Annotated in this window: 27 protein-coding genes and 3 tRNA genes; 12 read left to right on the top strand and 18 right to left on the bottom strand. The window is 57.2% G+C overall.

Going from position 1 to position 22,723, the window contains the following annotated elements; genetic code table 11:
* The first annotated feature begins 3 nt into the window (after positions 1–3).
* Positions 4–1,218, top strand: coding sequence for a UbiH/UbiF family hydroxylase (locus tag RRU01S_RS04275; RefSeq protein ID WP_045229078.1), 1,215 nt, complete (start codon positions 4–6; stop codon positions 1,216–1,218).
* On the opposite strand, the gene RRU01S_RS04270 is transcribed toward RRU01S_RS04275, so the two are convergent.
* Positions 1,196–2,140 (bottom strand): AEC family transporter, encoded by a 945-nt coding sequence (locus RRU01S_RS04270; protein WP_045229023.1) that lies wholly within the window; start codon positions 2,138–2,140, stop codon positions 1,196–1,198. The two genes, RRU01S_RS04275 and RRU01S_RS04270, sit on opposite strands and share 23 nt — an antisense overlap.
* A gap of 34 nt (positions 2,141–2,174) precedes the next feature.
* Positions 2,175–2,921, bottom strand: a complete 747-nt coding sequence (locus RRU01S_RS04265) for a cytochrome c biogenesis CcdA family protein (protein ID WP_045229077.1) — start codon at positions 2,919–2,921, stop codon at positions 2,175–2,177.
* A 237-nt stretch (positions 2,922–3,158) separates the two neighbouring features.
* Between RRU01S_RS04265 and RRU01S_RS04260 the strand changes: the two genes are divergently transcribed.
* Positions 3,159–3,234, top strand: a tRNA-Lys gene (locus tag RRU01S_RS04260).
* A 264-nt stretch (positions 3,235–3,498) separates the two neighbouring features.
* Here RRU01S_RS04260 and RRU01S_RS26350 read toward each other — a convergent pair.
* From RRU01S_RS26350 to RRU01S_RS04245, 3 genes are all read right to left on the bottom strand, one after another.
* Positions 3,499–3,717, bottom strand: a complete 219-nt coding sequence (locus RRU01S_RS26350) for a hypothetical protein (protein ID WP_045229022.1) — start codon at positions 3,715–3,717, stop codon at positions 3,499–3,501.
* A 97-nt stretch (positions 3,718–3,814) separates the two neighbouring features.
* Positions 3,815–5,029, bottom strand: a complete 1,215-nt coding sequence (locus RRU01S_RS04250; RefSeq protein ID WP_045229076.1) for a YcbK family protein — start codon at positions 5,027–5,029, stop codon at positions 3,815–3,817.
* A 151-nt stretch (positions 5,030–5,180) separates the two neighbouring features.
* A complete protein-coding gene (locus tag RRU01S_RS04245) occupies positions 5,181–5,621 on the bottom strand; it encodes a VOC family protein (RefSeq protein WP_045229021.1) in 441 nt (146 codons plus the stop codon).
* A 188-nt stretch (positions 5,622–5,809) separates the two neighbouring features.
* Here RRU01S_RS04245 and RRU01S_RS04240 point away from each other — a divergent pair, with 188 nt between their 5' ends.
* Both RRU01S_RS04240 and RRU01S_RS04235 read left to right on the top strand, forming a co-directional pair.
* Positions 5,810–6,388 (top strand): cold-shock protein, encoded by a 579-nt coding sequence (locus tag RRU01S_RS04240; RefSeq protein WP_045229020.1) that lies wholly within the window; start codon positions 5,810–5,812, stop codon positions 6,386–6,388.
* Complete coding sequence (locus RRU01S_RS04235; protein WP_045229019.1) at positions 6,388–6,873, top strand: DUF192 domain-containing protein; 486 nt, start codon at positions 6,388–6,390, stop codon at positions 6,871–6,873. Before RRU01S_RS04240 ends, RRU01S_RS04235 begins: the two co-directional genes overlap by 1 nt.
* 41 nt (positions 6,874–6,914) lie before the next feature.
* Here the strand turns inward: RRU01S_RS04235 and RRU01S_RS04230 are convergent, their stop codons facing one another.
* On the bottom strand, positions 6,915–7,163 hold the full coding sequence (locus RRU01S_RS04230; RefSeq protein WP_045229075.1) for a BON domain-containing protein: 249 nt from the start codon (positions 7,161–7,163) through the stop codon (positions 6,915–6,917).
* Positions 7,164–7,352: 189 nt separating this feature from the next.
* Here RRU01S_RS04230 and RRU01S_RS04225 point away from each other — a divergent pair, with 189 nt between their 5' ends.
* Positions 7,353–7,622, top strand: a complete 270-nt coding sequence (locus RRU01S_RS04225; protein ID WP_045229018.1) for a DUF982 domain-containing protein — start codon at positions 7,353–7,355, stop codon at positions 7,620–7,622.
* Positions 7,623–7,704: 82 nt separating this feature from the next.
* Here the strand turns inward: RRU01S_RS04225 and RRU01S_RS04220 are convergent.
* Both RRU01S_RS04220 and RRU01S_RS04215 read right to left on the bottom strand, forming a co-directional pair.
* Positions 7,705–7,781: transfer RNA gene (locus RRU01S_RS04220), tRNA-Arg, on the bottom strand.
* Between the two features lie 13 nt (positions 7,782–7,794).
* Positions 7,795–8,100 carry an ETC complex I subunit gene (locus tag RRU01S_RS04215; protein WP_045229017.1) on the bottom strand — a complete coding sequence of 102 codons (306 nt, stop codon included), beginning with the start codon at positions 8,098–8,100 and terminating at the stop codon, positions 7,795–7,797.
* Positions 8,101–8,343: 243 nt separating this feature from the next.
* Between RRU01S_RS04215 and RRU01S_RS26165 the strand changes: the two genes are divergently transcribed.
* Positions 8,344–8,490, top strand: a complete 147-nt coding sequence (locus tag RRU01S_RS26165; protein WP_165572207.1) for a hypothetical protein — start codon at positions 8,344–8,346, stop codon at positions 8,488–8,490.
* 104 nt (positions 8,491–8,594) lie between these two features.
* Here the strand turns inward: RRU01S_RS26165 and RRU01S_RS04205 are convergent.
* Positions 8,595–8,671 (bottom strand) — tRNA-Pro (locus RRU01S_RS04205).
* A 273-nt stretch (positions 8,672–8,944) separates the two neighbouring features.
* Here RRU01S_RS04205 and RRU01S_RS04200 point away from each other — a divergent pair.
* From RRU01S_RS04200 to RRU01S_RS04180, 5 genes are all read left to right on the top strand, one after another.
* Complete coding sequence (locus RRU01S_RS04200; protein ID WP_045229015.1) at positions 8,945–10,243, top strand: efflux RND transporter periplasmic adaptor subunit; 1,299 nt, start codon at positions 8,945–8,947, stop codon at positions 10,241–10,243.
* Between the two features lie 14 nt (positions 10,244–10,257).
* Positions 10,258–10,977 (top strand): ABC transporter ATP-binding protein, encoded by a 720-nt coding sequence (locus RRU01S_RS04195; RefSeq protein WP_045229074.1) that lies wholly within the window; start codon positions 10,258–10,260, stop codon positions 10,975–10,977.
* A complete protein-coding gene (locus RRU01S_RS04190; protein ID WP_045229014.1) occupies positions 10,967–12,175 on the top strand; it encodes an ABC transporter permease in 1,209 nt (402 codons plus the stop codon). Before RRU01S_RS04195 ends, RRU01S_RS04190 begins: the two co-directional genes overlap by 11 nt.
* 65 nt (positions 12,176–12,240) lie before the next feature.
* A complete protein-coding gene (gene greA / locus RRU01S_RS04185; RefSeq protein ID WP_045229013.1) occupies positions 12,241–12,723 on the top strand; it encodes a transcription elongation factor GreA in 483 nt (160 codons plus the stop codon).
* 80 nt (positions 12,724–12,803) lie between these two features.
* Positions 12,804–13,721 carry an MYG1 family protein gene (locus RRU01S_RS04180; RefSeq protein WP_045229012.1) on the top strand — a complete coding sequence of 306 codons (918 nt, stop codon included), beginning with the start codon at positions 12,804–12,806 and terminating at the stop codon, positions 13,719–13,721.
* 152 nt (positions 13,722–13,873) lie between these two features.
* On the opposite strand, the gene sufA is transcribed toward RRU01S_RS04180, so the two are convergent.
* The 8 genes from sufA to RRU01S_RS04140 form a co-directional block, all read right to left on the bottom strand.
* The gene (gene sufA, locus RRU01S_RS04175) at positions 13,874–14,263 is read right to left on the bottom strand and encodes a Fe-S cluster assembly scaffold SufA (protein ID WP_045229011.1); all 390 of its coding nucleotides are present in this window, start codon (positions 14,261–14,263) and stop codon (positions 13,874–13,876) included.
* A gap of 85 nt (positions 14,264–14,348) precedes the next feature.
* Entirely contained in the window at positions 14,349–14,732 is a 384-nt protein-coding gene (locus tag RRU01S_RS04170; RefSeq protein ID WP_045229010.1) for an SUF system Fe-S cluster assembly protein, read from the bottom strand.
* A 12-nt stretch (positions 14,733–14,744) separates the two neighbouring features.
* Positions 14,745–15,995, bottom strand: coding sequence for a cysteine desulfurase (locus RRU01S_RS04165; RefSeq protein WP_045229009.1), 1,251 nt, complete (start codon positions 15,993–15,995; stop codon positions 14,745–14,747).
* Positions 15,988–17,259 carry a Fe-S cluster assembly protein SufD gene (sufD, locus tag RRU01S_RS04160; protein WP_045229008.1) on the bottom strand — a complete coding sequence of 424 codons (1,272 nt, stop codon included), beginning with the start codon at positions 17,257–17,259 and terminating at the stop codon, positions 15,988–15,990. Before sufD ends, RRU01S_RS04165 begins: the two co-directional genes overlap by 8 nt.
* Positions 17,260–17,280: 21 nt before the next feature.
* The gene (gene sufC, locus RRU01S_RS04155; protein WP_045229007.1) at positions 17,281–18,036 is read right to left on the bottom strand and encodes a Fe-S cluster assembly ATPase SufC; all 756 of its coding nucleotides are present in this window, start codon (positions 18,034–18,036) and stop codon (positions 17,281–17,283) included.
* A complete protein-coding gene (locus RRU01S_RS04150; protein ID WP_165572206.1) occupies positions 18,029–18,727 on the bottom strand; it encodes a hypothetical protein in 699 nt (232 codons plus the stop codon). Before RRU01S_RS04150 ends, sufC begins: the two co-directional genes overlap by 8 nt.
* A gap of 5 nt (positions 18,728–18,732) precedes the next feature.
* A complete protein-coding gene (gene sufB, locus RRU01S_RS04145; protein ID WP_045229005.1) occupies positions 18,733–20,202 on the bottom strand; it encodes a Fe-S cluster assembly protein SufB in 1,470 nt (489 codons plus the stop codon).
* Positions 20,203–20,382: 180 nt separating this feature from the next.
* Complete coding sequence (locus tag RRU01S_RS04140; protein WP_045229004.1) at positions 20,383–21,552, bottom strand: cysteine desulfurase family protein; 1,170 nt, start codon at positions 21,550–21,552, stop codon at positions 20,383–20,385.
* Between the two features lie 213 nt (positions 21,553–21,765).
* Here RRU01S_RS04140 and RRU01S_RS04135 point away from each other — a divergent pair, with 213 nt between their 5' ends.
* Positions 21,766–22,443: an alpha/beta hydrolase gene (locus RRU01S_RS04135; protein WP_045229073.1), complete on the top strand. Its 678-nt coding sequence runs from the start codon at positions 21,766–21,768 to the stop codon at positions 22,441–22,443.
* Here RRU01S_RS04135 and RRU01S_RS04130 read toward each other — a convergent pair.
* Positions 22,444–22,723: GNAT family N-acetyltransferase (locus RRU01S_RS04130; RefSeq protein WP_045229003.1), on the bottom strand; the 280-nt coding region annotated here is incomplete at its 5' end.

Here is a 22,723-nt window from a genome sequence, read left to right as displayed (position 1 = left end):
ACGATGAAAAACGTCGAGATCGCTATCGTTGGTGCTGGCCTTGCCGGTCAAATCGCCGCCATTGCGCTGGCGCGTTCCGGTCGCAGTGTGGCGCTGATTGCCCCGAAAACCGAAAAGGTGGACAAGCGCACGACGGCGTTGATGGACCAGTCCATTCGCTTTCTCGACCGCCTCGGCCTCTGGTCGAAGATCGAGCCATCCGCCGCCAAGCTTTCCACCATGCAGATCATCGATGGAACCGAGCGTCTGTTGCGGGCGCCCACGGTCGCCTTCCGCTCCTCCGAAATCGGCCTAACCGCCTTTGGCTGGAACATGCCCAACGAAGCGCTGCTGACGGCGCTTGGAGAAGCGGTAGCGCAGGAAAACAACATCACCGTCATCGACGCGGTCGCCGAGACCATCGATATCGGTCAGCACGATGCCACCATCACGCTCGATAACGGTGAGCACATCTCGGCAAACTTTTTGATCGGTGCCGATGGCCGCAAATCCAGGGTGCGCGAGGTCGCCGAAATCGGCGTGCGCACGTGGTCTTACCCGCAGACGGCGCTGGTGCTGAACTTCGCCCACACCCGCCCGCACGGCAATGTCTCCACCGAGTTCCACACACCGACAGGCCCGTTTACGCAGGTACCATTGACGGGCGACCGCTCCAGCCTCGTCTGGGTGGTAACGCCGGAACAGGCTGCGGAACTCTCCGCGCTGCCGCTCGATCAACTGAGCCTTCGGGTGGAAGAGCGCATGCAGTCCATGCTCGGCTCCGTAACCGTCGAAGACAGCGTCCAGACATGGCCGCTTTCCAGCATGACCGCCCATCGCTTCGGCAAGGGCCGCGTAGCACTGGTGGGTGAAGCGGGACACGGCTTTCCGCCCATTGGCGCGCAGGGCCTGAACCTCAGCCTGCGTGATATCATTGTCTTGACGGAGCTTTCGGGCACGTTGACAGGCGGGCCTATTCCCGCCGATGCAGGCAACGCATTCGACCGCCGCCGCCGCGCCGATGTGGTAAGCCGCACCTTGAGCGTCGATCTGCTCAACCGCTCGCTTCTGTCCAGCTTCCTGTCGATGCAGGTGGCGCGCGCAGCAGGGCTGCATGTGCTTTCCAACGTCGGACCCTTGCGCGGTCTGGTCATGCGAGAAGGAATCGAGCCGGGCCGTGGGCTAAAGGCGCTGCCGTCTCTTCTGGTCGGCAGCCTCAGACGCTCATGGAACGGATGACATACAGCACGCCCGTTACGGTAAAAACCGAAAGCGCCGTGGAAATCAGGATGGTTGCCGAGGCGCGCTCCTGCCAGACCTGATATTGCTGGCCGATGACAAAGACATTCGTTGCCGTAGGCAGCGCTGCCAGAAGCACCGCCGTCGAGACCCAGACAGGATCGAAATTTCCAAACGACGACAGAATGGCATAGGCCAGCAACGGATGCAGAATGAGCTTGGCCGGGACGATATAGCTGACCTCGACCGGCACACGCTTCAAAGGTCGCAGCGCCAGCGTCACCCCCATGGCAAACAGGGCGCAGGGCGCTGCCGATTGCGCCAGATAATCCACCAGTTGCTGCACCGGCTGCGGCGGTGCCCAGCCGATGACAGCCGCCAGAAACCCAGCAATGACCGACAGGATGAAAGGATGTGTCAGCACCTTCTTCGTCACATCGCCCGCCAGTTTCAGCGGTGACCGCTTGTCCCCACCGGCCACCGCCATCAATGCGGGGGCCGTGATGAAATGCATGGCGTTTTCCAGACAGACAATCAGCGCCACCGGCACCGCCGCCCGTTCACCTAACGCCAGCAGCGCAAGGCCGGGACCCATGTAGCCGATATTGCCGTAGCTTCCGGCAAAACTCTGAATGGTGGAATCAGCCAGGCTGTTGCGGCGGATGACGTAACCAATGACGAACAGCAGCGCGAAAATGGAATAGGTCGCCAGAAGGCTCAGGCCCACGAAATCCATGCGCGCCAGTTGATCGACCGGTGTCTTTGCCACCAGCTTGAAGAACAGCGCGGGCAAGGCGGCATAGATGATGAAGGTGTTCAGCCATCCCATCGCTTCAGCGGGTTGGCGGGTGATGCGCCCTGCCAGATAGCCGATGAAAATCAGTCCGAAAAATGGAAACAGCAATCCGGCGATGTCGGCCATGGCTCCCCTCGCCGTATTTTATGCCCGGCAGCGTTTAGCCGATTTGCATGAGGATTGGAAAGCTTTCCTGAAACCAGATCGCCACGTTGGTGGCGAAACCGGACATGAAGGCGATGCCGGTCAGCACCAGAAGCACGCCCATGGCCTTTTCCACCACGCCAAGATGGCGGCGGAAGCGGGCGAGAAACCGCATGAAACTTCCCGAAAAGGCAGCCGCAATCCAGAACGGGATGGCAAGACCCGCCGAATAGACGGCAAGCAACATCGCCCCATCACCCACCGTGTCACGTGATGCGGCGACGCCCAGGATGGCACCCAGCACCGGGCCGATGCAGGGTGTCCAGCCAAAGGCAAAGGCGAGCCCCATGATATAGGCACCCGACAGCGTCGCAGGCTTGCCGCCGCTTTGAAAGCGCGCCTCGCGCGAAAACATGCCAATACGGAAGACGCCCAGAAAATTCAGCCCCATCAGAATGATGATGAAGCCACCGATTTTTGCGAGAATATCGAGATTTTGCCGCAGCACCATGCCGATGCTGGATGCCCCCGCCCCCAAAGCGATGAAAACCGTGGCAAACCCCAGCGTGAAAAACAGTGCCGCCAGCATGACGGCTTTGCGAACTTGCGGCTTTGCCTCGAACCGGTCATCACGGAACTGCTCGACGGAAACACCGGCCATGTAACACAGATAGGGCGGCACCAACGGCAGCACGCAGGGCGACAGAAACGAAAGTGCACCCGCCAGAAGCGCTGTGAAAAGGGATATATCGGCGATGGACAAGGCAGGACTCCGCGAGATTTCAAACTGCATTTAGCGCCGCCAACCCCTTACGACCAATCATCTTTTTGTATCAGCGACAAAAAAACGCAGGATGGAGAAATAATCGCATTTTTATGGGTTGACCGCAGACGTGCCCCTCCCTATGTTCCGCCCACTTCCGAGGGGCGCTTCGCCGCCAAGCGGAACAAGCGCAGTTTTGCCGATAAGGCAATTGAGACGCGCAGACGAAAATGGTGAGAGAGGCTAGCTCAGCTGGTAGAGCAGCGCACTTTTAATGCGCGGGTCGTGGGTTCGAGTCCCACGCCTCTCACCACTTTTCCAAACAATCAAAACATGCATCAATTACGCCGGAATACCTTTATGCGGGCTGTACTCAACCATGCCATGAGTTGCGTTCCTGGACATTTTATTAACTGAATAATCTTTCCAGTTGAAACCAATCACGCTGATACCACATTGTTATGAGGTCATCTGGAATGCCGATTATCGGCATTGTAGTGATTTTGGAGGAAGCATTCATGAACAATCGTACTTTGACAATCGTAATTGCAGGTATCGTCGTAGTCCTGGCACTCGCTTATTTTATGATGGGATCGAGCACACCCAGCACGACAACCGCGCCAGCAACACCGCCAGCAGCGACCACAACACAGCCTAGCACGCCTGCACCAGCGCCTGCGACGCCTGCCCCGGCAACACCGGCACCGTCTACGCCAGCACCTGCCCCTGCAACGCCGGCCCCAGCAACGCCAGCAGCACCATAATATTGGTGTAGGCCTACAAGACTGGACGTCATAACGACGTTTCATTCCAGAACGAACTCAGCGCTCCGTCACCTCGTGTCGGGGCGCTGAACGTTTGAACGGACATGGTTTTACGAAATCAGCAGCGGATTAAAGGCTTTTCGACGTCCGGCGGCAGCGCCAATTCCAGTCACGCGGCTCACCAAGATCCATGTGAACAGACTCGGTATGACAATAGGTGCCAACGCCACCACGATCTGGAATCGAGCGCAGATAATTGGCCAAATCCCACTTGGAAACGCCGCTGACCTGAATATCGGCAGCATCACAGGTATAATGCTTGGAGCCCTGTGTGGTGGCTCTGGGTGGCCTGTAACCGGAGGTGACCATGGCAGGACGACCGTAATGGGCCTCGACTTCCTTGATCCGCCGGATCATTTCCGGCTTGAAACAGCCGACATTGACCTGTTCCGTTTGCAGCAGCAGGCCGTTGGGCGCAACGCGGCTAAGGCCGGAGAGCGAGGCGAGTTTCATCAAACCGGCCGGTTTGCTGTCATCCTCGTCCGCATGACTGTCATCGAACCCATCATTCATAGTGGAGCGACCGGCCAGCGCAATGCCGACAGGCTGTGTGGACGCAGGCAAGGCAGCCATCTGCGTCAACCCTTGCGTCGCACCAACACCACGTTTCTTGGCGGCACTTGCGAAAAAGGCTGCGATCGGCACGCCGGATGGATCGGCAGGCACCTTGCCGCTCGCAGGCTCCGTTTGTGCCGCAACCTTCTGCGTTACATTAGGCATCGTGGCCGTCGCCGAATGCTCTTGAGGCACCGGAGAGGCGACGGGTGCGGGTTGCGGGGCGCCCGCAGGTGTCGAATAGACGCTGTTGAAAGCGGGAACGATTTTGGTAGACGCCGAGTAAGCCGGAATATTTGCAGTCGCCGCATTTCCGGTCTGCGCAGCCACAGGTGCCGCACCCGGCGCCGTGCTGGCATAGATGCTCAGCGAACTGGCAGAGATGCCGGTGGGCTGCGTCACGAGGCCTGACACCTGAGGAGCCTGCCCGTAAACCTGCGGCGCCCCTGGCACTTGCGCGGTGGCAGAAACTGCGGGTGATGCCTGGGCGGAATTGGCAGAAACCATGGCCGGGTCGACATAGCCCGGAACCTGACGCTGAGCAGCAGCAAGCTTGGCTTGGTCAGTGTTTGCAGTGCCAGCAGGCGTGGCAGCAACAGCTGGCGCAACGCCAGCCGACACATCCTTGTCTTCGGAGACGGCAGATACGCATCCAGAGAGTACCAGAAGAAAAAAGGCAGCGAGGCAGCGTTGAGCCCTGTATGCCGAACTGCCTTTAACGATTTTCAAGGCCAAGCCTCCGCAGATGCGTTTCAACCAGACCGACGCAGTCGCGTCGCGTTCCCTTTAAAGCGATGAGCATGTCGTACGTTTAAGGACGAAATGCTCATCTGGCAACGCTCATACGAAAGTGAGGAATTCCTGACGAACAGGAATCACCTCACCAGGAGCCGGTATTCTCCATGGATATCCACGGCTCGGCTGGTGCAAGGCTTGCGCCTTTTTGCAATATCTCGATGGAAATGCCGTCGGGGGAGCGCACGAACGCCATATGGCCATCGCGCGGCGGGCGGTTGATCGTCACGCCACCGGCCTGAAGTTTGGTGCAGGTTTCGTAGATATCGTCCACCTCATAGGCCAGATGTCCGAAGTTGCGGCCGCCGGTATAGTCCTCGGCATGCCAATTATAGGTGAGCTCCAGGCACGGCGCCTTGTTCTCGCGTGCTGCCGCCACGTCGTCCTTTGCAGCAAGAAACACCAGCGTGAAGCGTCCCTTATCGTTTTCGATCCGGCGAACTTCCGCCAGTTCGAAAAGATTACAGTAAAATTCCAGGGATTTTTCGAGGTCTTTTACACGAACCATCGTGTGCAGATATCGCATGTACTTCTCCTTTGAGTTCTAAACTTGCCGTAACGGCAGGTAAGTCAGCCTTGAGCAAGCCCAAAGCCATAAAAGCAGGTGGATAAATCAAAAACTAGGGCTTGCGCGAAACCGTTACCAAGATGTTAATCTACCGTTAGGGAATCAGTTGACCGGTAGTGGTGTGTGCGTAGAGGGGCTGGGGCGAAATGGCTGACAGAATGTCGTCAAAAAACATAGCGGAATTCGAAGACCTTTCGAGTGATGCGGTAGACCTCATCGAGATCACCGGCGTCGTCAAGTGGTTTGATGTGGCCAAAGGGTTCGGCTTCATCGTACCGGATAACGGCATGCAGGACGTTCTTGTACACGTTTCGTGCCTCAGACGCGACGGTTACCAGACAATTCTGGAAGGCACCCGCATCGTGGCACTCATCCAGCGCCGGGATCGCGGATATCAGACGTTCCGCATCCTCTCCATGGACCAATCCACAGCCGTCCACCCGTCTCAACTGCCGCCCGTGCGCACGCATGTTCAGGTCACGCCGTCGAGTGGGCTGGAACGCGCCATCGTCAAATGGTTCAACCGAACCAAAGGCTTCGGCTTCCTCAGCCGCGGCGAAGGCACCGAAGACATCTTCATTCACATGGAAACGCTGCGTCGCTTCGGCCTTGCCGAACTGCGTCCCGGACAGGTCGTGCTCGTGCGCTTCGGTGATGGCGACAAGGGCCTGATGGCGGCTGAAATTCACCCCGACAATCCCGCTCCTATAGGCATGGCCCACTGATGATCGCGAAATTGCTGTCTAAGTCTATCGTGAGCGCTCTGGCAGTGCTCACTTTTTGCGTTGCAGCCACTCTGCCGCTTGCAGCCGAAGAGACGTTCCCCTCGGAACCCCTGTCGATCCAGACGGCAGATGGAAAGGCGCATCAATTTACAGCAGAGCTTGCCACCACGGATGGTCAGCGCCAGCAGGGGCTGATGTACCGCAAGACGATGGCACCGACGAGCGGCATGCTGTTCGATTTTGGGACAGATCGTGAGGTCAACATGTGGATGCGCAATACGCTCATTCCACTTGATATGCTGTTCATCGCAAAGGATGGAAAAATCCAGCATATTCATCCGAACGCGGTTCCGCATTCGGAGTCCATCATCAGCTCGAACGGCGCGGTTCGCTACGTTCTGGAACTGAATGGAGGTGCAGCTAAAAATCTTGGAATAACGCGCGGCGATATCGTTCGCAGCAAACAGATCGGCAACGCAAACTAGCGACCGGTGGCCGGGCGAGCGCCGCCCGGCGATGCATCACATCAGTAGCAAGGCTCGATGTGGCTCAGAATACGGCAATTCGAGATGGAGGATGCCAGGCTGATAGCGATGTCGATGGCTTCGACGGAATCCGCCGTTCCTTCCAGGTAGATAACGTCGTTATCGACGGTCGCCAGGATACTGGACTTCTCGAGGCCCGACTCAAATGCCAGTGCCGAGGTGATAGCCTGGCATACGCCAGCCATACGGTCACCAAAGAAGCTTTCCTGAATTCCAGACATATTGAACATGATCGGATCTCCTACATCGTGAGCGGTAAACGCTTGATTCGTGTTTTCGTTCATCTTCAGTTCATTTAGTTGTTCATATTCCATTCATCTGGGAAAAAGGAAACCCCTAAACCGTTCACGTTTTACGTGAGCGGGAACTAATTCGTGAATCTGGGGTTTGCGATCCGGACGACGGGAAGGAGGATCCCAATGCTCATCCACAGAACCGAACCATGCCATCATGCCCGCTGGGTCAAGCCGGTGGCTATCCATCTGCCGCTCTGCGCGGCACTGGAAATCTATAGCCCATTGATCGCGCTCGACATACTGATGTATCGCTGGCCCAACGATCACGGCTCCGAATATGAACAGGCACGACGCAACTGCCTCGAAGCCATCGAAGGCAAATGCGATATAGAAAAAGCCCGCGAATCGTTTCTGCTTGCCAGCAATCATGCCCACGTTTTGAACGTGCACTGAGCAAGCTGACCCATTCAGCGGATTTACCAATCGCAAGACAAATAAAAACGCCCCCGGACGATGTCCGAGGGCGTTATGATGTTGGCGACCCCTGCAGGACTCGAACCTGCGACCTACTGCTTAGAAGGCAGTTGCTCTATCCAGTTGAGCTAAGGGGCCTTTGGTAATTGAATTAGTGTGTCCAGGGCTGGGTGCGGCTGTATTTGAAATTGTCCGTGTAGGACACGACTTTGCGCGTTGCTTCCTGCGGCAAGATCACCCGGTACTCGATCCCCTTGCGATGAGCGTAGGCTTCCGCCTGCTCTTGCGTTTCGAACGATAGCTTGACCTGCTGGTTCATGTCCGAGGACGACGTGTAACCCATGATCGGATCGATCTTGCGCGGAATTTCAGCGTCGAATTCCAGCACCCAGAGATTGGTCTTCGCCTTGCCGGATTGCATGGCCGTTTTTGCTGGACGATAAATTTTTGCAGACATCTCAAACTGCTCCGGTCTTGCGATCAAACGGCCTTCCGCTTTTTCTCGCCATCACGCATCATAGATTGATAACAACGCGATAGCAAAACTCAATTGGACCGACTCACCCTCGAAGTCAAGCCGCTCGCGACACGCATATTGCGGAAACCATAAAAGCCATCAACACGGAAAAGACCCGTCCCCGTCTTGCACGTTGCCAGCGAAGCATATTTTATCGGCCAGCAATTCAATGGGATCTCAGACATGAACGAAAACGTCATCAAATTCCGCAAACCGGAACCACCCAAACAGCCGCGCAAGCCCAACCCGCAACTGCGCAAACTGGCAATCGTCGTCGGCGTCATCGCCTTCTTCGCCGCGGCCTGGGCATACTTCCAGTATGTGGCATAAGGGAGAAGCAAAAAGCGCTACACGTGAATGGTGAGCGCTTAAATCTTCAATCAATTTCTTGGGGAAATTGCCGAAGTCATTGTAAAATATGACTTCCGAGAAAGTGGTCGGAGTGGAGAGATTCGAACTCCCGACCCTCTGGTCCCAAACCAGATGCGCTACCAGACTGCGCTACACTCCGTCTTTCGATGGTGGGGAGATACACGGTTCATCCCTGCCCTGCAACAGGTAAAATCATCTTTTCTTTTGTTTTTTTATCGAGGCATCTGAAACGGGCTGATACCGTTCCGCACGCCATTATTACGAAGTTTTCACTTCACCCGGCACCAAAGCTATGCGAAGCCGGGGATAATTGTGAGGAAACGCTGCCGAAAGACGCGATAACGCTTACGAGCGCTGCGGCTTTTGCAAAGGCCGCCCGCCTCCTTTGGCATTGTCTTGATAGGACCATTGAATGACGTCTGCCGACGATAAGAGCTCGATATCGACCACGCCGACACCGTCGCCGGATCTGCGTGACATTCTGGTTTCGGCCAAATCGGGCAAAAAGAAATCGCGTCGTTCTGTCTATGTCACCGTCGCGCTTTTGGCGCTGGCGGGTGCTGGCGCCTATTATTATGTCGCCGGTGGGTCGGGCGTTGCTTACACCTATACGACACAGCCGGTGAAGAAGGGCGAGCTGTCCGTCATCGTCACATCCACCGGATCGGTGCAGCCGACAGATCAGGTGGATATTTCCAGCGAGCTTTCCGGTACCATCCGCAAGGTCAATGTCACCTATAACAGCGCGGTCAAATCCGGCGATGTGCTGGCCGAACTGGATACCAACAAGCTGGAGGCGGACGTGCAAAGCGCGCGCGCCAAGCTTGCCTCCGCCAAGGCCAGCGTCCTGAAGGCACAGGCAGACCTGGGGTCTGCCAAATCATCGATGGACCGGCTGAGATCGCTGGTTCAAAGCCGCGTGTCCAGCCAGCAGGATCTGGAAGTGGCGCAGTTCAATTATGACGCTGCTGCCGCAACACTTGAAGTCAACAGCGCATCGGTTCTGTCGTCCGAGGCCGATCTGCGTCTGGCAGATCTTAATCTCAGCAAGGCGAAGATCGTATCCCCAATCGACGGGGTGGTTCTGACGCGTGATGTCGATCCCGGCGCAACCGTCGCCTCTTCGCTCAATGCACCTGTGCTGTTCACTATCGCTGGTGACTTGCGCCATATGGAGCTTCAGGTGGCCATCGATGAGGCGGATGTCGGCAAGGTGGAGACAGGGCAGACCGCGACGTTCAACGTGGATGCCTATCCGGAACGGAGTTTTCCCGCGGCCATCGAAACCGTACGATTCGCTTCGGAAACCGTCTCCAATGTCGTGACCTACAAAGGCATCTTGACGGTGGACAATGCCGAACTGCTGCTGCGCCCCGGCATGACGGCAACGGCCAACATCGTCGTCGAGCAGGTGAAAGACGCGATCCTCGTTCCCAATGCTGCGCTTCGCTATACACCTCCGCGCGAGCAGGCATCACGTGGCGGCGGCTTGATGGGTCTTTTCCGCCCACCGCGCATGAACCGCCAGCGTGGCGGTGGTGGTGGCGATCAGGCCGTAACGAAACGCAGTATCTGGGTGTTGCGCAACAATGCGCCCGTCTCCGTGCAGATCGAGACGGGCTCCACCGATGGGCAATTCACGGCCATCAAATCGGGAGAGATCACCGCGGACGATCAGGTTATCACCGATGCCACCCAGCGCAGCAACTGATGCGGGATGAGCCAATGACAGCCCAGCCCCTCATCGAATTTCGCAGCGTCATCAAACAATATGGCCTTGGCGAAGCGACGATCCGCGCGCTGGATGGCGTCAGTCTTGCTATCCATGAGAGGGAATTCGTCGCCATCATGGGCCCCTCCGGCTCCGGCAAATCCACGTCGATGAACATCATCGGCTGCCTCGATACCCCGACAGCGGGCGAGTATCTGTTTCAGGGCGTGCCCACCAGCGGTTTCGATAACGAGCAACTGACGCTGTTGCGTCGTCACATGCTGGGTTTCGTGTTTCAGGGCTTTAACCTCTTGCCACGCACATCTGCCGTCGAGAATGTGGAATTGCCCCTGATCTATCGCGGCATGAAGGCGGCAGAACGACGCCCGCAGGCCATGGAAGCGCTGGCGCAGGTTGGCTTGGCAGGACGCGAGCACCACACCACGCAGGAGCTTTCCGGCGGTCAGCAACAGCGCGTGGCCATTGCCCGAGCCATCGTGACACGCCCTGCCCTGCTTTTAGCCGATGAGCCGACCGGCAATCTCGATACCAAGACCAGCACCGAAATCATGGAGCTGATCACCTCGCTCAACCGCGACAGGGGCATTACCGTTGTCATGGTCACGCATGAAGAAGACATAGCCGCCTACGGCAACCGGCTGCTGCGCTTCAAGGATGGGCATCTGGAATCAGACAGCGCCGCCGAACGGCAGGAGGTTGCAGATGTTTCTTGAAACCGCGCGCCTCGCACTGCGCGCCATCAGCCGCAACATTCTGCGCTCGTTTCTGACCGTGCTCGGCGTCGTCATCGGCGTGGCCGCCGTCATCGCCATGGTCACGATCGGCAATGGCACGACGGCACAGGTGAAATCGGAACTGTCACGCCTTGGCACCAACATGCTGTTCGTTCGCCCCGGCCAGTTCGGCCCCGGCCGTGCTAGTACCGAGGCAAAGCGTTTCAACGACCACGACATACAGGCCATGCGCGATCAGCTGAGCGGCATCAGAGCGGTCGCGCCGGTCAACAGAAGCTCGGCAGCCACCGTGATCTATGGCGGCAAGAACCATTCCACCAGCGTCGTCGGCACCACCAATGATTATCTGGTCACGCAGGACTGGACGCTGTCACAGGGCCGCACCTTTCTGCCAGCGGAAGATCGCGGCGGGCAGATCGGCTGCATCATCGGCGAAACCGTGCGTCAGGAATTGTTCGGCTCGGCAAATCCGGTTGGACAGACGATTCGCGTCAGCAATATCGCCTGCCCTGTCATCGCTGTTCTCGCCCGTAAGGGACAATCCGGCCTGGGCGACGATCAGGATGACACCATCATCATGCCGCTGAAAATCCACCAGCGACGCATCGGCGGCACCACCACCATTTCAAGCATCATGGTGTCGGCGCAGGACGGCGTATCCACGGCCAAGGTTCAGTCCGATATCGAAAACCTCCTGCGCGAACGTCGTCGCATAGCGCTGGGCCGCGATGATGATTTCACCGTCAACGACATGGCGCAGATCGCATCCGCCATGACAGGCACGACGACGCTGCTGACCGGCCTGTTGGGCGCAGTCGCTGCCGTCAGCCTTCTGGTCGGCGGTATCGGTATTATGAACATCATGCTGGTGTCGGTGACGGAACGAACGCGCGAAATTGGCATACGCCTGGCCATCGGCGCGCTAGAAAAGCAGGTGCTGACACAGTTTCTGGTGGAGGCCGTCATGCTCTCTGCCTTCGGCGGCGTAGCAGGCATATTGTTCGGTCTTGGCCTCGCCTATAGCGTCGTCAGCTTCCTCGGCGTTCCCTTCGTCACCAGCCCGGCGATCATAGCGCTCGCCTTTGCCTTCTCGGCGGCCATCGGTGTTATCTTCGGCTACTTCCCGGCGCGCAGAGCCGCGAGCCTCAGCCCCATCGAAGCGCTGCGGCATGAATGACGCAGCCCGTTGTCATTCATCCATCCCCTCTCCATATAAGAAAGGTATGAAAGAGGAGTTTTGAAGTGAGCGTCGCCTTTGTCAAAGAAGAGAGTGCCGAAACCGCAGCAGAAACACAGCTGCCCGATCGCCCCGTCTCGCCACACCCAAACCTCGTCACCGAAGCCGGGCTGAAAGCATTGGCGGCGCAGGTTGATGAAGCCCGCAAGGCTTTCGACGAGGCAAACGCCATCGAAGATATCAATGAGCGGAGACGACTGGCGGCACCGCACATGCGCGACCTTCGCTATTTCTCGGAACGGCTGCACACGGCCCAGCCTATGCCAGCCCCTGAGAGCAACGACGTCGTCGCCTTCGGCAGTACGGTTACGTTCGACAGGGATGACGGGCGCGTGCAGACATTTCGTATCGTTGGAGAAGACGAAGCGGACCCGAAGGCGGGCTCGATGTCGCATGTATCACCCGTTGCCCGCGCCCTTCTGGGCAAGGCGTTGGGTGACCTCGTGCAAGTTGGCGATCAGGAGCTGGAAATCACCGCAATCGCCTGATTGGCGGGTTGCGGCGTAGGCACACAAACGGTATCTGATCGGTCATCACGCTCTGTCCGAACAATAAGGCCGGTCCTCCCATGTCAGTGGATTTTCTCGTCACCCATTCCGGTGGCTTCCATGCCGATGAACTGCTGTCCAGCGTCATCCTCACCCGGCTGTTCCCGCAGGCGAAGATCGTTCGTAGCCGCGCCCCGGAGTGGATCACGCCAAGCGAAGACCGCATCATCTATGATGTCGGCGGTGCCTATGACGCGGACGCACGCATTTTCGACCATCACCAGCGCGGCGCTCCGCTTCGGGAAGACGGCCAGCCCTACAGCTCGTTTGGGCTGATCTGGAAGCACTACGGCCATGCCTATCTTGCAGCCTACGGCATTCCAGAAGGTCACACCGAAACGATCCATCAGTCTTTCGACAAAAGCTTCGTTTTGCCCATCGATCTCACGGATAATGGCGCACTCAGCCCATCGATCGCGGGTCCTCTCGCAGGCCTGACGCTGCCGTCCCTGCTGGAAACGCTGAAACCCACCTTCGACAATGACGACCCGAAGGCCGACGATCTCGCGTTCCACGCAGCCCTCGCCATCGCCCGCAGCTTCGTTGAAGCCAGCATCGAGAAAAAAGCTGCGAAATTGCGTGCAGAAACGCAGGTGCTTGGCTCGATCGAGGCCGCAGGCGAAAGCCGCGTTCTGGAACTCTCCCGAGGCATGCCCTTCCGCCCCGCCATCATCAAGGCCGGCGCAGACCACCTGCTCTTCGTCGTCCACCCCCGTGACAAGGACTGGTGCGTGACCGGCATCCGCCGCGCCGACGAAGGCTTCGAACTGCGCGCCGACCTGCCCGCCGCATGGGCCGGACTGACGAATGGTGATCTGGAAACGGCATCAGGTGTGGAAGGTGCAACCTTCTGTCACAACGGACGATTTATTGCTGCGGCGAAGACGCGGGAAGCTGCGCTGGCCATGGCGGAGATTGCTGTGCGGGAAGCGGTTTAAGCAGCGCTATAAAGACGCAGACTACCCCTCTCGTCATCCTCGGGCCTGTCCCGAGGATCTAATCACGTTGCGAGAAATGAGACCTAGCAGATATCAGGGACAAGCCCGAGCATGATGAAGGTGAGGTTTGCGACCTACCGCAAAACAATTTCCTAAGCCCCAACTGCCTCTTGGCGTTGTTTCGCCAGTGCCGCCAGATCCGCAGGCTTCAACTCTACCGACTCTCCACAGCCACAGGCCGATGTCTGGTTCGGGTTCGTAAACGTAAACCCAGAGCGCAACGTCGTCGTCTCGAAATCCATCTGCGTGCCGAGCAGATAAAGCACAGCCGATGGTTCGATCCAGACTTTGGCGTCCTGAAACTCGATGAGATCATCCTTGGCGAAGGGCTCGGTCACCATGTCGATGGTGTATTCCATGCCAGCGCAGCCACCCTTTTTGATGCCTACGCGAAGGCCCTTGGCGTCTGGCCCGGAATTCTCGACGATTGCTTTGACACGGGAAGCCGCAGCCTCGGTCATCGTCATTACTGCAAAGCCCATGGGCCCATTCTCCTTCAACAATCGGGTTCAAGGCCCGATGCTTTCATGGATTGAATCTAGTCTCATCGTCAGCCGGTATCAAGGCTCAATACCAACCGACGGCAACCTGCGCTTCCTCCGACATGCGATCCGGCGTCCATGGTGGATCGAACGTCATTTCGACAGTCACACCGGAAACGCCTTCGACAGCACCGACGGCATTTTCCACCCAGCCCGGCATTTCCCCGGCAACGGGGCAACCAGGGGCGGTCAGCGTCATCATGATCTTGACCATGCGGTCGTCTTCCACGTCGATCTTGTAGATAAGACCGAGTTCGAAAATATCCGCCGGAATTTCCGGGTCGTAGACCGTTTTGAGCGCGGCGATCACGTCGTCGCTGATGCGCGCCAGTTCATCCGATGCGATTGTCGAAACCTTTGCCGGAACGTCTGTTACGGCTGGTGTCTGCTCGGTGATGTCAGTCGTCATGATCCTGATCCTTCAGGCGAAAAATGTGCGGGCGTAATCCAGCGCTTCGGCCAGAGCGTCCACTTCCGCGCGCGTATTGTAGAGGCCGAACGATGCACGGCATGTGGAGGTGACGCCGAAGCGTTTCAAGAGCGGCATGGCGCAATGGGTGCCAGCCCGCACGGCAACGCCGCGACGGTCGATCACCATCGAGACATCATGGGCGTGAATGCCCTCAAGCTCAAACGAGAAGATACCACCCTTGCCCGGCGCATTGCCGATGATGCGCAGCGAGTTGATCTCGCGCAGACGTTCCGCCGCATAGGCAGCCAGATCCGCCTCATGCGCCGCAATGGCTGCACGGCCGATGCCGTCCATATAATCCAGCGCGTAACCAAGACCGATGGCCTGCACGATGGGTGGCGTGCCCGCCTCAAAACGATGCGGCGGCTCGTTGTAGGTGATTTCGTCTTCGGAGACGTCGAGAATCATCTCGCCGCCGCCCTGGAACGGACGCATCTCTTTCAAGCGGTCGGCCTTGCCATAGAGCACGCCGATGCCCGACGGGCCGTACAGCTTGTGGCCGGTCATCACATACCAGTCGCAATCAATATCGCGCACATCGACCGGCATATGAACGGCAGCCTGGCTGCCGTCGACCAGCACCGGGATGCCGCGCTCATGCGCAATGCGGCAGATTTCCTTGACCGGCACGACGGTGCCGAGCGCATTGGACATATGCGTGATGGCAACCAGCTTGGTCTTTTCGGTCAGGCTCTTTTCGAAATCCTCGATGTGAAAAGCGCCATCATCATCCACCGGCACCCAGACGAGCTTGGCACCCTGCCGCTCACGAATGAAATGCCATGGAACGATATTGGAATGATGCTCCATGATCGAGATGACGATCTCGTCGCCATCCCCGATCTTCGGCATGCCATAACCATAAGCCACCGTGTTGATGGCTTCGGTGGAAGATTTGGTAAAGACGATCTCGTCCACCGAACCGGCATTCAGAAAGCGACGCACCTTTTCGCGCGATGCTTCATAAGCGTCCGTGGCGGCATTGGAGAGAAAATGCAGGCCGCGATGCACATTGGCATATTCGTTCGAATAGGCATTCGAGATGGCATCGATGACGACCTGCGGCTTTTGCGCGGACGCGCCGTTGTCAAGATAGACCAGCGGCTTGCCGTAGACCTCGCGCGAAAGGATCGGAAAATCCTTCCGCACGGCTTCAACGTCATAAGGGGCGGCCACGGCGGCGCGTTCGCGATCAGGCATGATGTTCCAGCCAGCTGGCGATGATGTCTTCCAGCGCTTCCACCAGTTGTTCGTCTTCCAGCTCTTCGATGATCTCATCGACAAAAGCATTGACCAGCACGGCCCGCGCCTTCGCCCGTGGCACGCCACGTGCCATCAGGTAGTAGAGATGGTTGTCGCTGATATCGGCAACGGTCGCACCATGGCCGCACTGAACGTCATCCGCAAAGATTTCGAGTTCCGGCTTGGCAGAAAACTCGCCATCGTCGGACATCAGCAGCGTATTGCAGGCCATCTTGGCATCGGTCTTCTGGGCATCGGGCGCAACCCGGATCATGCCCTGGAAGATGCCCTTGGCACGGTCGAACACCACGTTGCGGAACACTTCCGTCGAGGTCGTGTTCGGCACGTTGTGGCCGAGAACCATGGTTACGTCGGTATGCGTTTCGCCACCCAGCAGGTTGACGCCACGGATGGAGAGGTCGGAGCCCTCACCGTTCACATCGACGCGCAGTTCCTGACGTACCAGCTTGCCACCGGCATTGATGACGAACAGCCGCAGCGTGGCATCCGCACCCATGACGATGCGCAGTTGACCGAGATGCGTATCGGCTGCACCCTGTTGCTGGAGAATGACGTAAGTCGCTTCCGCACCGTCCTGAACCTCGATCTCGCTGACCGAAGACACGAAGGCTGCTTCACCAGTCACCGAAAGGTGACGTTCGATGATCGTTGCCTTGGAGCCCTTGCCGAAGGTAACAGGGAAACGGCTATGCACCTGCCCTGCACCGTGGATGGCCTGAAGTTCTAGCGGATTGACGAAAACGGAATCATCGGGAACGATGACGGACAGGCCATCACGCACGAAGCTGCCATTGATGCGACCGATCGCATCGTCCCTGCTCGCAGCAACGAGAGCTGCCGCAGCGGTGCCATCGGTGAGGCTCTCCGCATAACTTTCGATCCTGAAGCCTTCGATTTCGGAATCGATAGCCTTGCCGTGCATGACGTAAGCAATCGGCGCACCGGAAACGAGTGCGGCACGCTTTTCGATCATGGGTGCAGGCGCATCTTCAGGGATGCCACGTAGCAGTGTCTTCAGATCGGTATAGTGCCAGGCCTCGACGCGACGTGTCGGCAGGCCACCGGTCTTCAGATCATCGAACAGCACATCGCGTGCAGCGACGACGTTACCGTCGCCGGGCAGCGCGCTGAACTTGGCGGTGAAAGCGTCTGCCAGCGCAAGTTCCGCTGGCGTCTGCCGGTTGGTTGTTTGCATGTTCATCACATCACCTTTCCCAGCCAATCAGGCTGCTTCACCGATGATGTCGGCGTAACCGTTGGATTCCAGATCGAGCGCCAGGCTCTTGTCGCCGGAACGGATGATCTTGCCCTTGTAGAGAACGTGAACGCTATCAGGCACGATGTAATCGAGCAGGCGCTGATAGTGGGTGATGACGATGGTGGCGCGATCCGGGGACTTCAGCGCGTTGACGCCATCGGCCACGATCTTCAGCGCATCGATGTCGAGACCGGAGTCGGTTTCGTCCAGCACGCAAAGCTTCGGCTCCAGCAGCGCCATCTGCAGAATTTCGGCGCGCTTCTTTTCACCACCGGAGAAGCCGACATTCAGCGGACGCTTCAGCATGTCCATGTCGATCCTCAGATCGCCAGCAGCTTCCTTGACCTTCTTGATGAAATCAGGCGTCGTCAGCTCAGCCTCGCCGCGTGCCTTGCGCTGCTCGTTCATCGCAACCTTCAGGAACTGCATGGTGGCAACACCCGGAATTTCAACCGGGTACTGGAAGGCAAGGAAGATGCCCTTGGCCGCACGCTCGGCAGCGTCCAGTTCCAGAATGCTTTCGCCGTTATAAAGAATGTCACCGGAAGTGACTTCGTAATCTTCGCGGCCCGACAGAATGTAGGACAGCGTGGACTTGCCAGAGCCATTCGGCCCCATGATAGCCGCCACTTCCCCAGCCGCAACCTTCAGGTTCAAGCCCTTGATGATCTCGGTTTCGGTATCGGCGATCTTTGCGTGCAGGTCGATGATTTCAAGCATGTTCGTTCTCTTTCTCTTCGTCGCTTACGTCTGGTGGAGGAAGTCGTTTTTGATCCTCTTCCGATTTCGGCAGACTAGGCATAGGTTTGCTACCGTAACCAACTGCCTTCATGATGCGTTCAAACAACTCGATAGCTGGCTCTAACTTCTCTGCTGCCTCGCCTACAGCACCGCTAACTTGCACAAAAGCGGCAGTCAAAGCAGTGAGCTTGGTTCTGCTTTTGTCTAACTCATTTAAGAATAAATTGAGCTTTCCGAATAAGCTGTCGCGCTTCTCAACGCCGACATCGGCAGCGTCAATCCTAGCTTTAATTCGATCAACAAGATCTCGAATATTGCCTTTGTAGTGTTCATCAATTTCCACATATTCAAAAACTACAGAGTGCTTTTTACGAGATTCCGAAAGCATCTTGATGTCGCGCAAACCACTTATGCCGAACAAATATGCCTTTGCGGAGGCCCAATTATCTATAGCCGAATTAGTGTTCACGGCGAGAAGGGTCTCATCTGAAAGCTCAAACAACGAAGATACCTGGATAAGACGACTGCGGTACAACTCAACAGTCACAGGAATCGGGTCCCCGTCATTATCATAGGAAATTATCTCGTCTTTTACCTTTAAGGCGTATTTTATAAAAGCGAGCTCACCGTCTTCTGGCAACTCATCAAAAAATGAATCTTCGCCTGTCATAGACATCAACCCACACTACCTTCCAGCGAAATCCCGATCAGCTTCTGCGCTTCAACCGCAAATTCCATCGGCAACTGCTGGATCACATCCTTCACGAAGCCGTTGACGATCAGCGCAATGGCCGACTCCTCGGGAATGCCGCGTTGCAGGCAGTAGAACAGCTGGTCCTCGGAAATCTTGGATGTCGTTGCTTCGTGCTCGAACTGGCAGGACGAGTTCTTTGCTTCGATGTAAGGCACGGTATGCGCGCCGCACTTGTCGCCAATCAGAAGGCTATCGCACTGCGTGAAGTTGCGCGTGTTGGTCGCCTTGCGATGCGCCGAAACCTGGCCGCGATAGACGTTTTCCGAGAAACCGGCAGCGATGCCCTTGGCGATGATGCGGCTCGACGTGTTCTTGCCGAGGTGGATCATCTTGGTGCCGCTGTCGATCTGCTGATGGCCGTTGGAGACGGCAATCGAGTAGAACTCACCACGGCTGTCATCGCCGCGCAGAATGCATGATGGGTATTTCCAGGTGATGGCAGAGCCGGTTTCCACCTGCGTCCACGAAATCTTCGAACGGTGGCCACGGCAATCGCCGCGCTTGGTCACGAAGTTATAGATGCCACCCTTGCCGTCCTTATCACCAGGATACCAGTTCTGGACGGTGGAATATTTGATTTCGGCATCATCAAGCGCCACAAGCTCGACCACGGCAGCATGAAGCTGGTTTTCGTCGCGCTGCGGGGCCGTGCAGCCTTCGAGATAGGACACGTAGGCGCCCTCTTCCGCGATGATCAGCGTGCGTTCGAACTGGCCGGTGTTCTTCTCGTTGATACGGAAATAGGTAGACAGCTCCATCGGGCAACGAACGCCCTTGGGCACGAACACAAAGGAACCATCGGTGAAGACCGCCGAGTTCAACGTCGCATAATAATTGTCCGTCGTCGGGACGACCGAGCCGATGTATTTCTTCACCAGATCAGGATATTCGCGAATGGCTTCCGAGATCGACATGAAAATCACGCCGGCCTTCATCAGCTCTTTCTTGAAGGTCGTGACGACAGAGACCGAGTCGAACACGGCATCAACGGCCACGCGACGGTTTTCGACGCCAGCCAGAATTTCCTGTTCCATCAAGGGAATGCCGAGCTTCTCGTAAACCTTCAACAGCTCGGGATCGACATCCTCAAGCGATTTCGGGCCGGGTGTGCTCTTCGGTGCGGCGTAATAATAGAGATCGTTGAAATCGATCTTGGGGTAATTGACGCGGGCCCAGGTGGGCTCTTCCATCGTCAGCCAACGCTGGTAAGCCTCAAGACGCCATGCAAGCATCCATTCCGGCTCTTCCTTCTTGGCGGAAATGAAACGGATGACCTCTTCGGAAAGACCCTTCGGAGCCTTGTCCACTTCGATCTCGGTTTCAAAACCGTATTTGTACTGGTCCACATCGATCTGGCGGACCTGATCGATCGTTTCCTGAACCGCTGCCATAGTCGTTCTCCAATCTCGCCGGATCCAAGGTCCGGTGGCTTGTCAACGTATCAAGACGGAAGACCCGCCTTCATTCGTGTCCAGCATAACTTTCGTCGTCATGCCTTATTTAGTGTTCGGATGGCGCTTTTCACACTCTCCGGCAAGCGGAAATTTGACTTTCCGCAATTGTTTTTGGCCCTACGCTGCCTGCACGGCCAGCTTTCGCCGCCCGGCAATCTTGGCAAAAGCTGCTATGGCCTTGTCGATATCTGCCTCAGTCGTCGCCGCGCCCAACGATACGCGCAGCGCACCCAGCTTGGGATCATGCCCCATGGCCGTCAGCACATGGCTCTCGCCCACCTTGCCCGAAGAGCAGGCAGCACCTGCCGAAAGCGCGATACCTTCAATATCGAATGCGATCTGCCCCGTTTCGGATTTGAGGCCCGGCAGCGTGAAGAAGGTCGTGTTGCAAACCCGCGCAGCATCGGCACCATGAATAATGACATCGGGCGCCGCCACACGCATCGCATCTTCCAGCACGGCCCGCAGCCCATTCAGGCGCGCAGCTTCACCATCGAGGTTTTTCGACGCTTCAACGGCAGCCGTTCCAAACCCGATAATAGCAGAGGTATTTTCCGTGCCGGAACGATGCCCCTTTTCCTGCCCGCCACCGTGGATCAAAGGCTTCGGCATCATCACTTCACCACGCGAGATCAATGCGCCCATGCCCTTCGGGCCGCCGATCTTGTGGGAGGAGACAATCAGAAAATCCGCGCCAAGCGTCTCGATATCGACAGCAATACGGCCAACAGCCTGAACGGCATCGACAACCAGCAGACCGCCAGCAGCGTGAACCAGACGTGCAGCTTCTTCCACGGGCTGGATAATGCCTGTCTCGTTATTGACCAGCATCAGCGCAACCATCGGCAGACCTTTGGCGGCATCATGCGATGCCAGCGCAGCTTCAAGCGCCGCGAGGTCTAGAATACCATCAGCCGTAACTGCGATTTCGCTTACATCAGCCTTGTCGAACCGCCCGCCCTCACGAATGGCCGGATGTTCGATGGCCGAAACGTAGAGATGGCCGATGGAAAGCGCCGAACGCCCCATCTTGAAGGCAGGCGAAAGAACCAGATTGGCAGCTTCCGTCGCACCGCTGTTGAAAATGACTTGCGACGCCTGCGCACCGACCAGAGCAGCCACATCGCGGCGCGCGGATTCGATTGCGGCGCGAACCACGCGGCCTTCCTTATGAACGGAAGACGGGTTGCCGGACAAATCCAGCGCAGAGACGAGCGCATCCCGAACGGCGGGCAGCAAAGGTGCTGTCGCGTTCCAATCGAGATATGTGCGCATCATGCTGCCCATGGGATATCGGCTCTGTTTACCTATGATTGATGCGCCAAAGCGCATTTTCCTTGAAATTTCCGTCGTGCTTGCCTTATGACACGTCCAACAGTGCAGACAGCACACGAAGTTTCGAATAATTCTAAACTGGGTTTTAGAAAAGCTGACCATCCGCGTCAAGTCTTCTTGCGCATGGAAAAGGTTCAGAAACAGAAAAACACGACCGGAGTACATATGCCCGAAGTCATTTTCAACGGCCCTGCGGGTCGCCTCGAAGGCCGTTACCAGCCGTCCAAGGAAAAAAGCGCCCCGATTGCGATTATTCTGCATCCGCACCCGCAGTTCGGCGGCACGATGAACAACCAGATCGTCTACCAGCTGTTCTATCTGTTCCAGAAGCGCGGCTTCACCACATTGCGCTTCAACTTCCGCTCCATCGGCCGCAGCCAAGGCGAGTTCGACCACGGCGCAGGAGAGTTGTCGGATGCAGCATCGGCGCTCGACTGGGTCCAGAGCCTGCACCCGGATTCGAAGAGCTGTTGGGTGGCCGGTTACTCCTTCGGCTCATGGATCGGCATGCAGCTTCTGATGCGCCGCCCTGAGATCGAAGGCTTCATGTCGATTGCACCGCAACCCAACACCTACGACTTCTCGTTCCTGGCACCATGCCCATCGTCGGGCCTCATCATCAATGGTGATGCGGATAAGGTTGCGCCGGAGAAGGATGTGAATGTTCTGGTGGAAAAGCTTAAGACCCAAAAGGGCATCCTCATCACCCACCGCACCGTTCCCGGCGCAAACCACTTCTTCAACGGCCAGGTGGATACGCTGATGGCCGAATGCGAAGACTACCTCGACCGCCGTTTGAACGGCGAGTTGGTGCCAGAGCCTGCAGCTAAGCGGATTCGGTAGTTAGCTGCGCATCTGCGCAGAATATTCAAAAGTCGGGCATTCGAGCCCGTCAATTATCATCGGCATGCGGCAACGCATGCCAATTTTTGTTAAAACGTTTTGGGATGCGGCATTGTCTGGATGCGTGAAAGCAACGAACTTGGACGCGAGATTTTGATCGAAAAACCAGTCGCGTAGCGCTGAAGCGATTTCGGTGGCGTAACCTTGCCCCCATTCGTTCTGAGAAAGAGAATAGCCCAACTCGAAATCCGGTTCGGTGATTGACCCGGTAGTCGGCAGC

The sequence above is a fragment of the Agrobacterium rubi TR3 = NBRC 13261 genome, from assembly GCF_000739935.1.
Classification (GTDB): Bacteria; Pseudomonadota; Alphaproteobacteria; order Rhizobiales; family Rhizobiaceae; genus Agrobacterium; species Agrobacterium rubi.
Note: the sequence above shows the minus strand (reverse complement) of the source record. Positions and strands in the feature narration are given on the sequence as shown.

What these genes read in the sequence shown, in the direction of transcription:
- sufB (WP_045229005.1), bottom strand. Translation starts at nt 20,202, where the DNA reads ATGGCAGCGGTTCAGGAAACGATCGATCAGGTCCGCCAGATCGATGTG.
- RRU01S_RS04215 (WP_045229017.1), bottom strand. Translation starts at nt 8,100, where the DNA reads ATGTCTGCAAAAATTTATCGTCCAGCAAAAACGGCCATGCAATCCGGC.
- sufA (WP_045229011.1), bottom strand. Translation starts at nt 14,263, where the DNA reads ATGGGCTTTGCAGTAATGACGATGACCGAGGCTGCGGCTTCCCGTGTC.
- RRU01S_RS04190 (WP_045229014.1), top strand. Translation starts at nt 10,967, where the DNA reads ATGTTTCTTGAAACCGCGCGCCTCGCACTGCGCGCCATCAGCCGCAAC.
- RRU01S_RS26165 (WP_165572207.1), top strand. Translation starts at nt 8,344, where the DNA reads ATGAACGAAAACGTCATCAAATTCCGCAAACCGGAACCACCCAAACAG.
- RRU01S_RS04170 (WP_045229010.1), bottom strand. Translation starts at nt 14,732, where the DNA reads ATGACGACTGACATCACCGAGCAGACACCAGCCGTAACAGACGTTCCG.
- RRU01S_RS04140 (WP_045229004.1), bottom strand. Translation starts at nt 21,552, where the DNA reads ATGGGCAGCATGATGCGCACATATCTCGATTGGAACGCGACAGCACCT.
- RRU01S_RS04200 (WP_045229015.1), top strand. Translation starts at nt 8,945, where the DNA reads ATGACGTCTGCCGACGATAAGAGCTCGATATCGACCACGCCGACACCG.
- RRU01S_RS04230 (WP_045229075.1), bottom strand. Translation starts at nt 7,163, where the DNA reads ATGTTCAATATGTCTGGAATTCAGGAAAGCTTCTTTGGTGACCGTATG.
- sufC (WP_045229007.1), bottom strand. Translation starts at nt 18,036, where the DNA reads ATGCTTGAAATCATCGACCTGCACGCAAAGATCGCCGATACCGAAACC.
- RRU01S_RS04270 (WP_045229023.1), bottom strand. Translation starts at nt 2,140, where the DNA reads ATGGCCGACATCGCCGGATTGCTGTTTCCATTTTTCGGACTGATTTTC.
- RRU01S_RS04150 (WP_165572206.1), bottom strand. Translation starts at nt 18,727, where the DNA reads ATGACAGGCGAAGATTCATTTTTTGATGAGTTGCCAGAAGACGGTGAG.
- RRU01S_RS04235 (WP_045229019.1), top strand. Translation starts at nt 6,388, where the DNA reads ATGATCGCGAAATTGCTGTCTAAGTCTATCGTGAGCGCTCTGGCAGTG.
- RRU01S_RS04135 (WP_045229073.1), top strand. Translation starts at nt 21,766, where the DNA reads ATGCCCGAAGTCATTTTCAACGGCCCTGCGGGTCGCCTCGAAGGCCGT.
- RRU01S_RS04225 (WP_045229018.1), top strand. Translation starts at nt 7,353, where the DNA reads ATGCTCATCCACAGAACCGAACCATGCCATCATGCCCGCTGGGTCAAG.
- RRU01S_RS04275 (WP_045229078.1), top strand. Translation starts at nt 4, where the DNA reads ATGAAAAACGTCGAGATCGCTATCGTTGGTGCTGGCCTTGCCGGTCAA.
- RRU01S_RS04240 (WP_045229020.1), top strand. Translation starts at nt 5,810, where the DNA reads ATGGCTGACAGAATGTCGTCAAAAAACATAGCGGAATTCGAAGACCTT.
- sufD (WP_045229008.1), bottom strand. Translation starts at nt 17,259, where the DNA reads ATGAACATGCAAACAACCAACCGGCAGACGCCAGCGGAACTTGCGCTG.
- RRU01S_RS04245 (WP_045229021.1), bottom strand. Translation starts at nt 5,621, where the DNA reads ATGCGATATCTGCACACGATGGTTCGTGTAAAAGACCTCGAAAAATCC.
- RRU01S_RS04195 (WP_045229074.1), top strand. Translation starts at nt 10,258, where the DNA reads ATGACAGCCCAGCCCCTCATCGAATTTCGCAGCGTCATCAAACAATAT.
- RRU01S_RS04165 (WP_045229009.1), bottom strand. Translation starts at nt 15,995, where the DNA reads ATGCCTGATCGCGAACGCGCCGCCGTGGCCGCCCCTTATGACGTTGAA.
- RRU01S_RS04180 (WP_045229012.1), top strand. Translation starts at nt 12,804, where the DNA reads ATGTCAGTGGATTTTCTCGTCACCCATTCCGGTGGCTTCCATGCCGAT.
- RRU01S_RS26350 (WP_045229022.1), bottom strand. Translation starts at nt 3,717, where the DNA reads ATGACGTCCAGTCTTGTAGGCCTACACCAATATTATGGTGCTGCTGGC.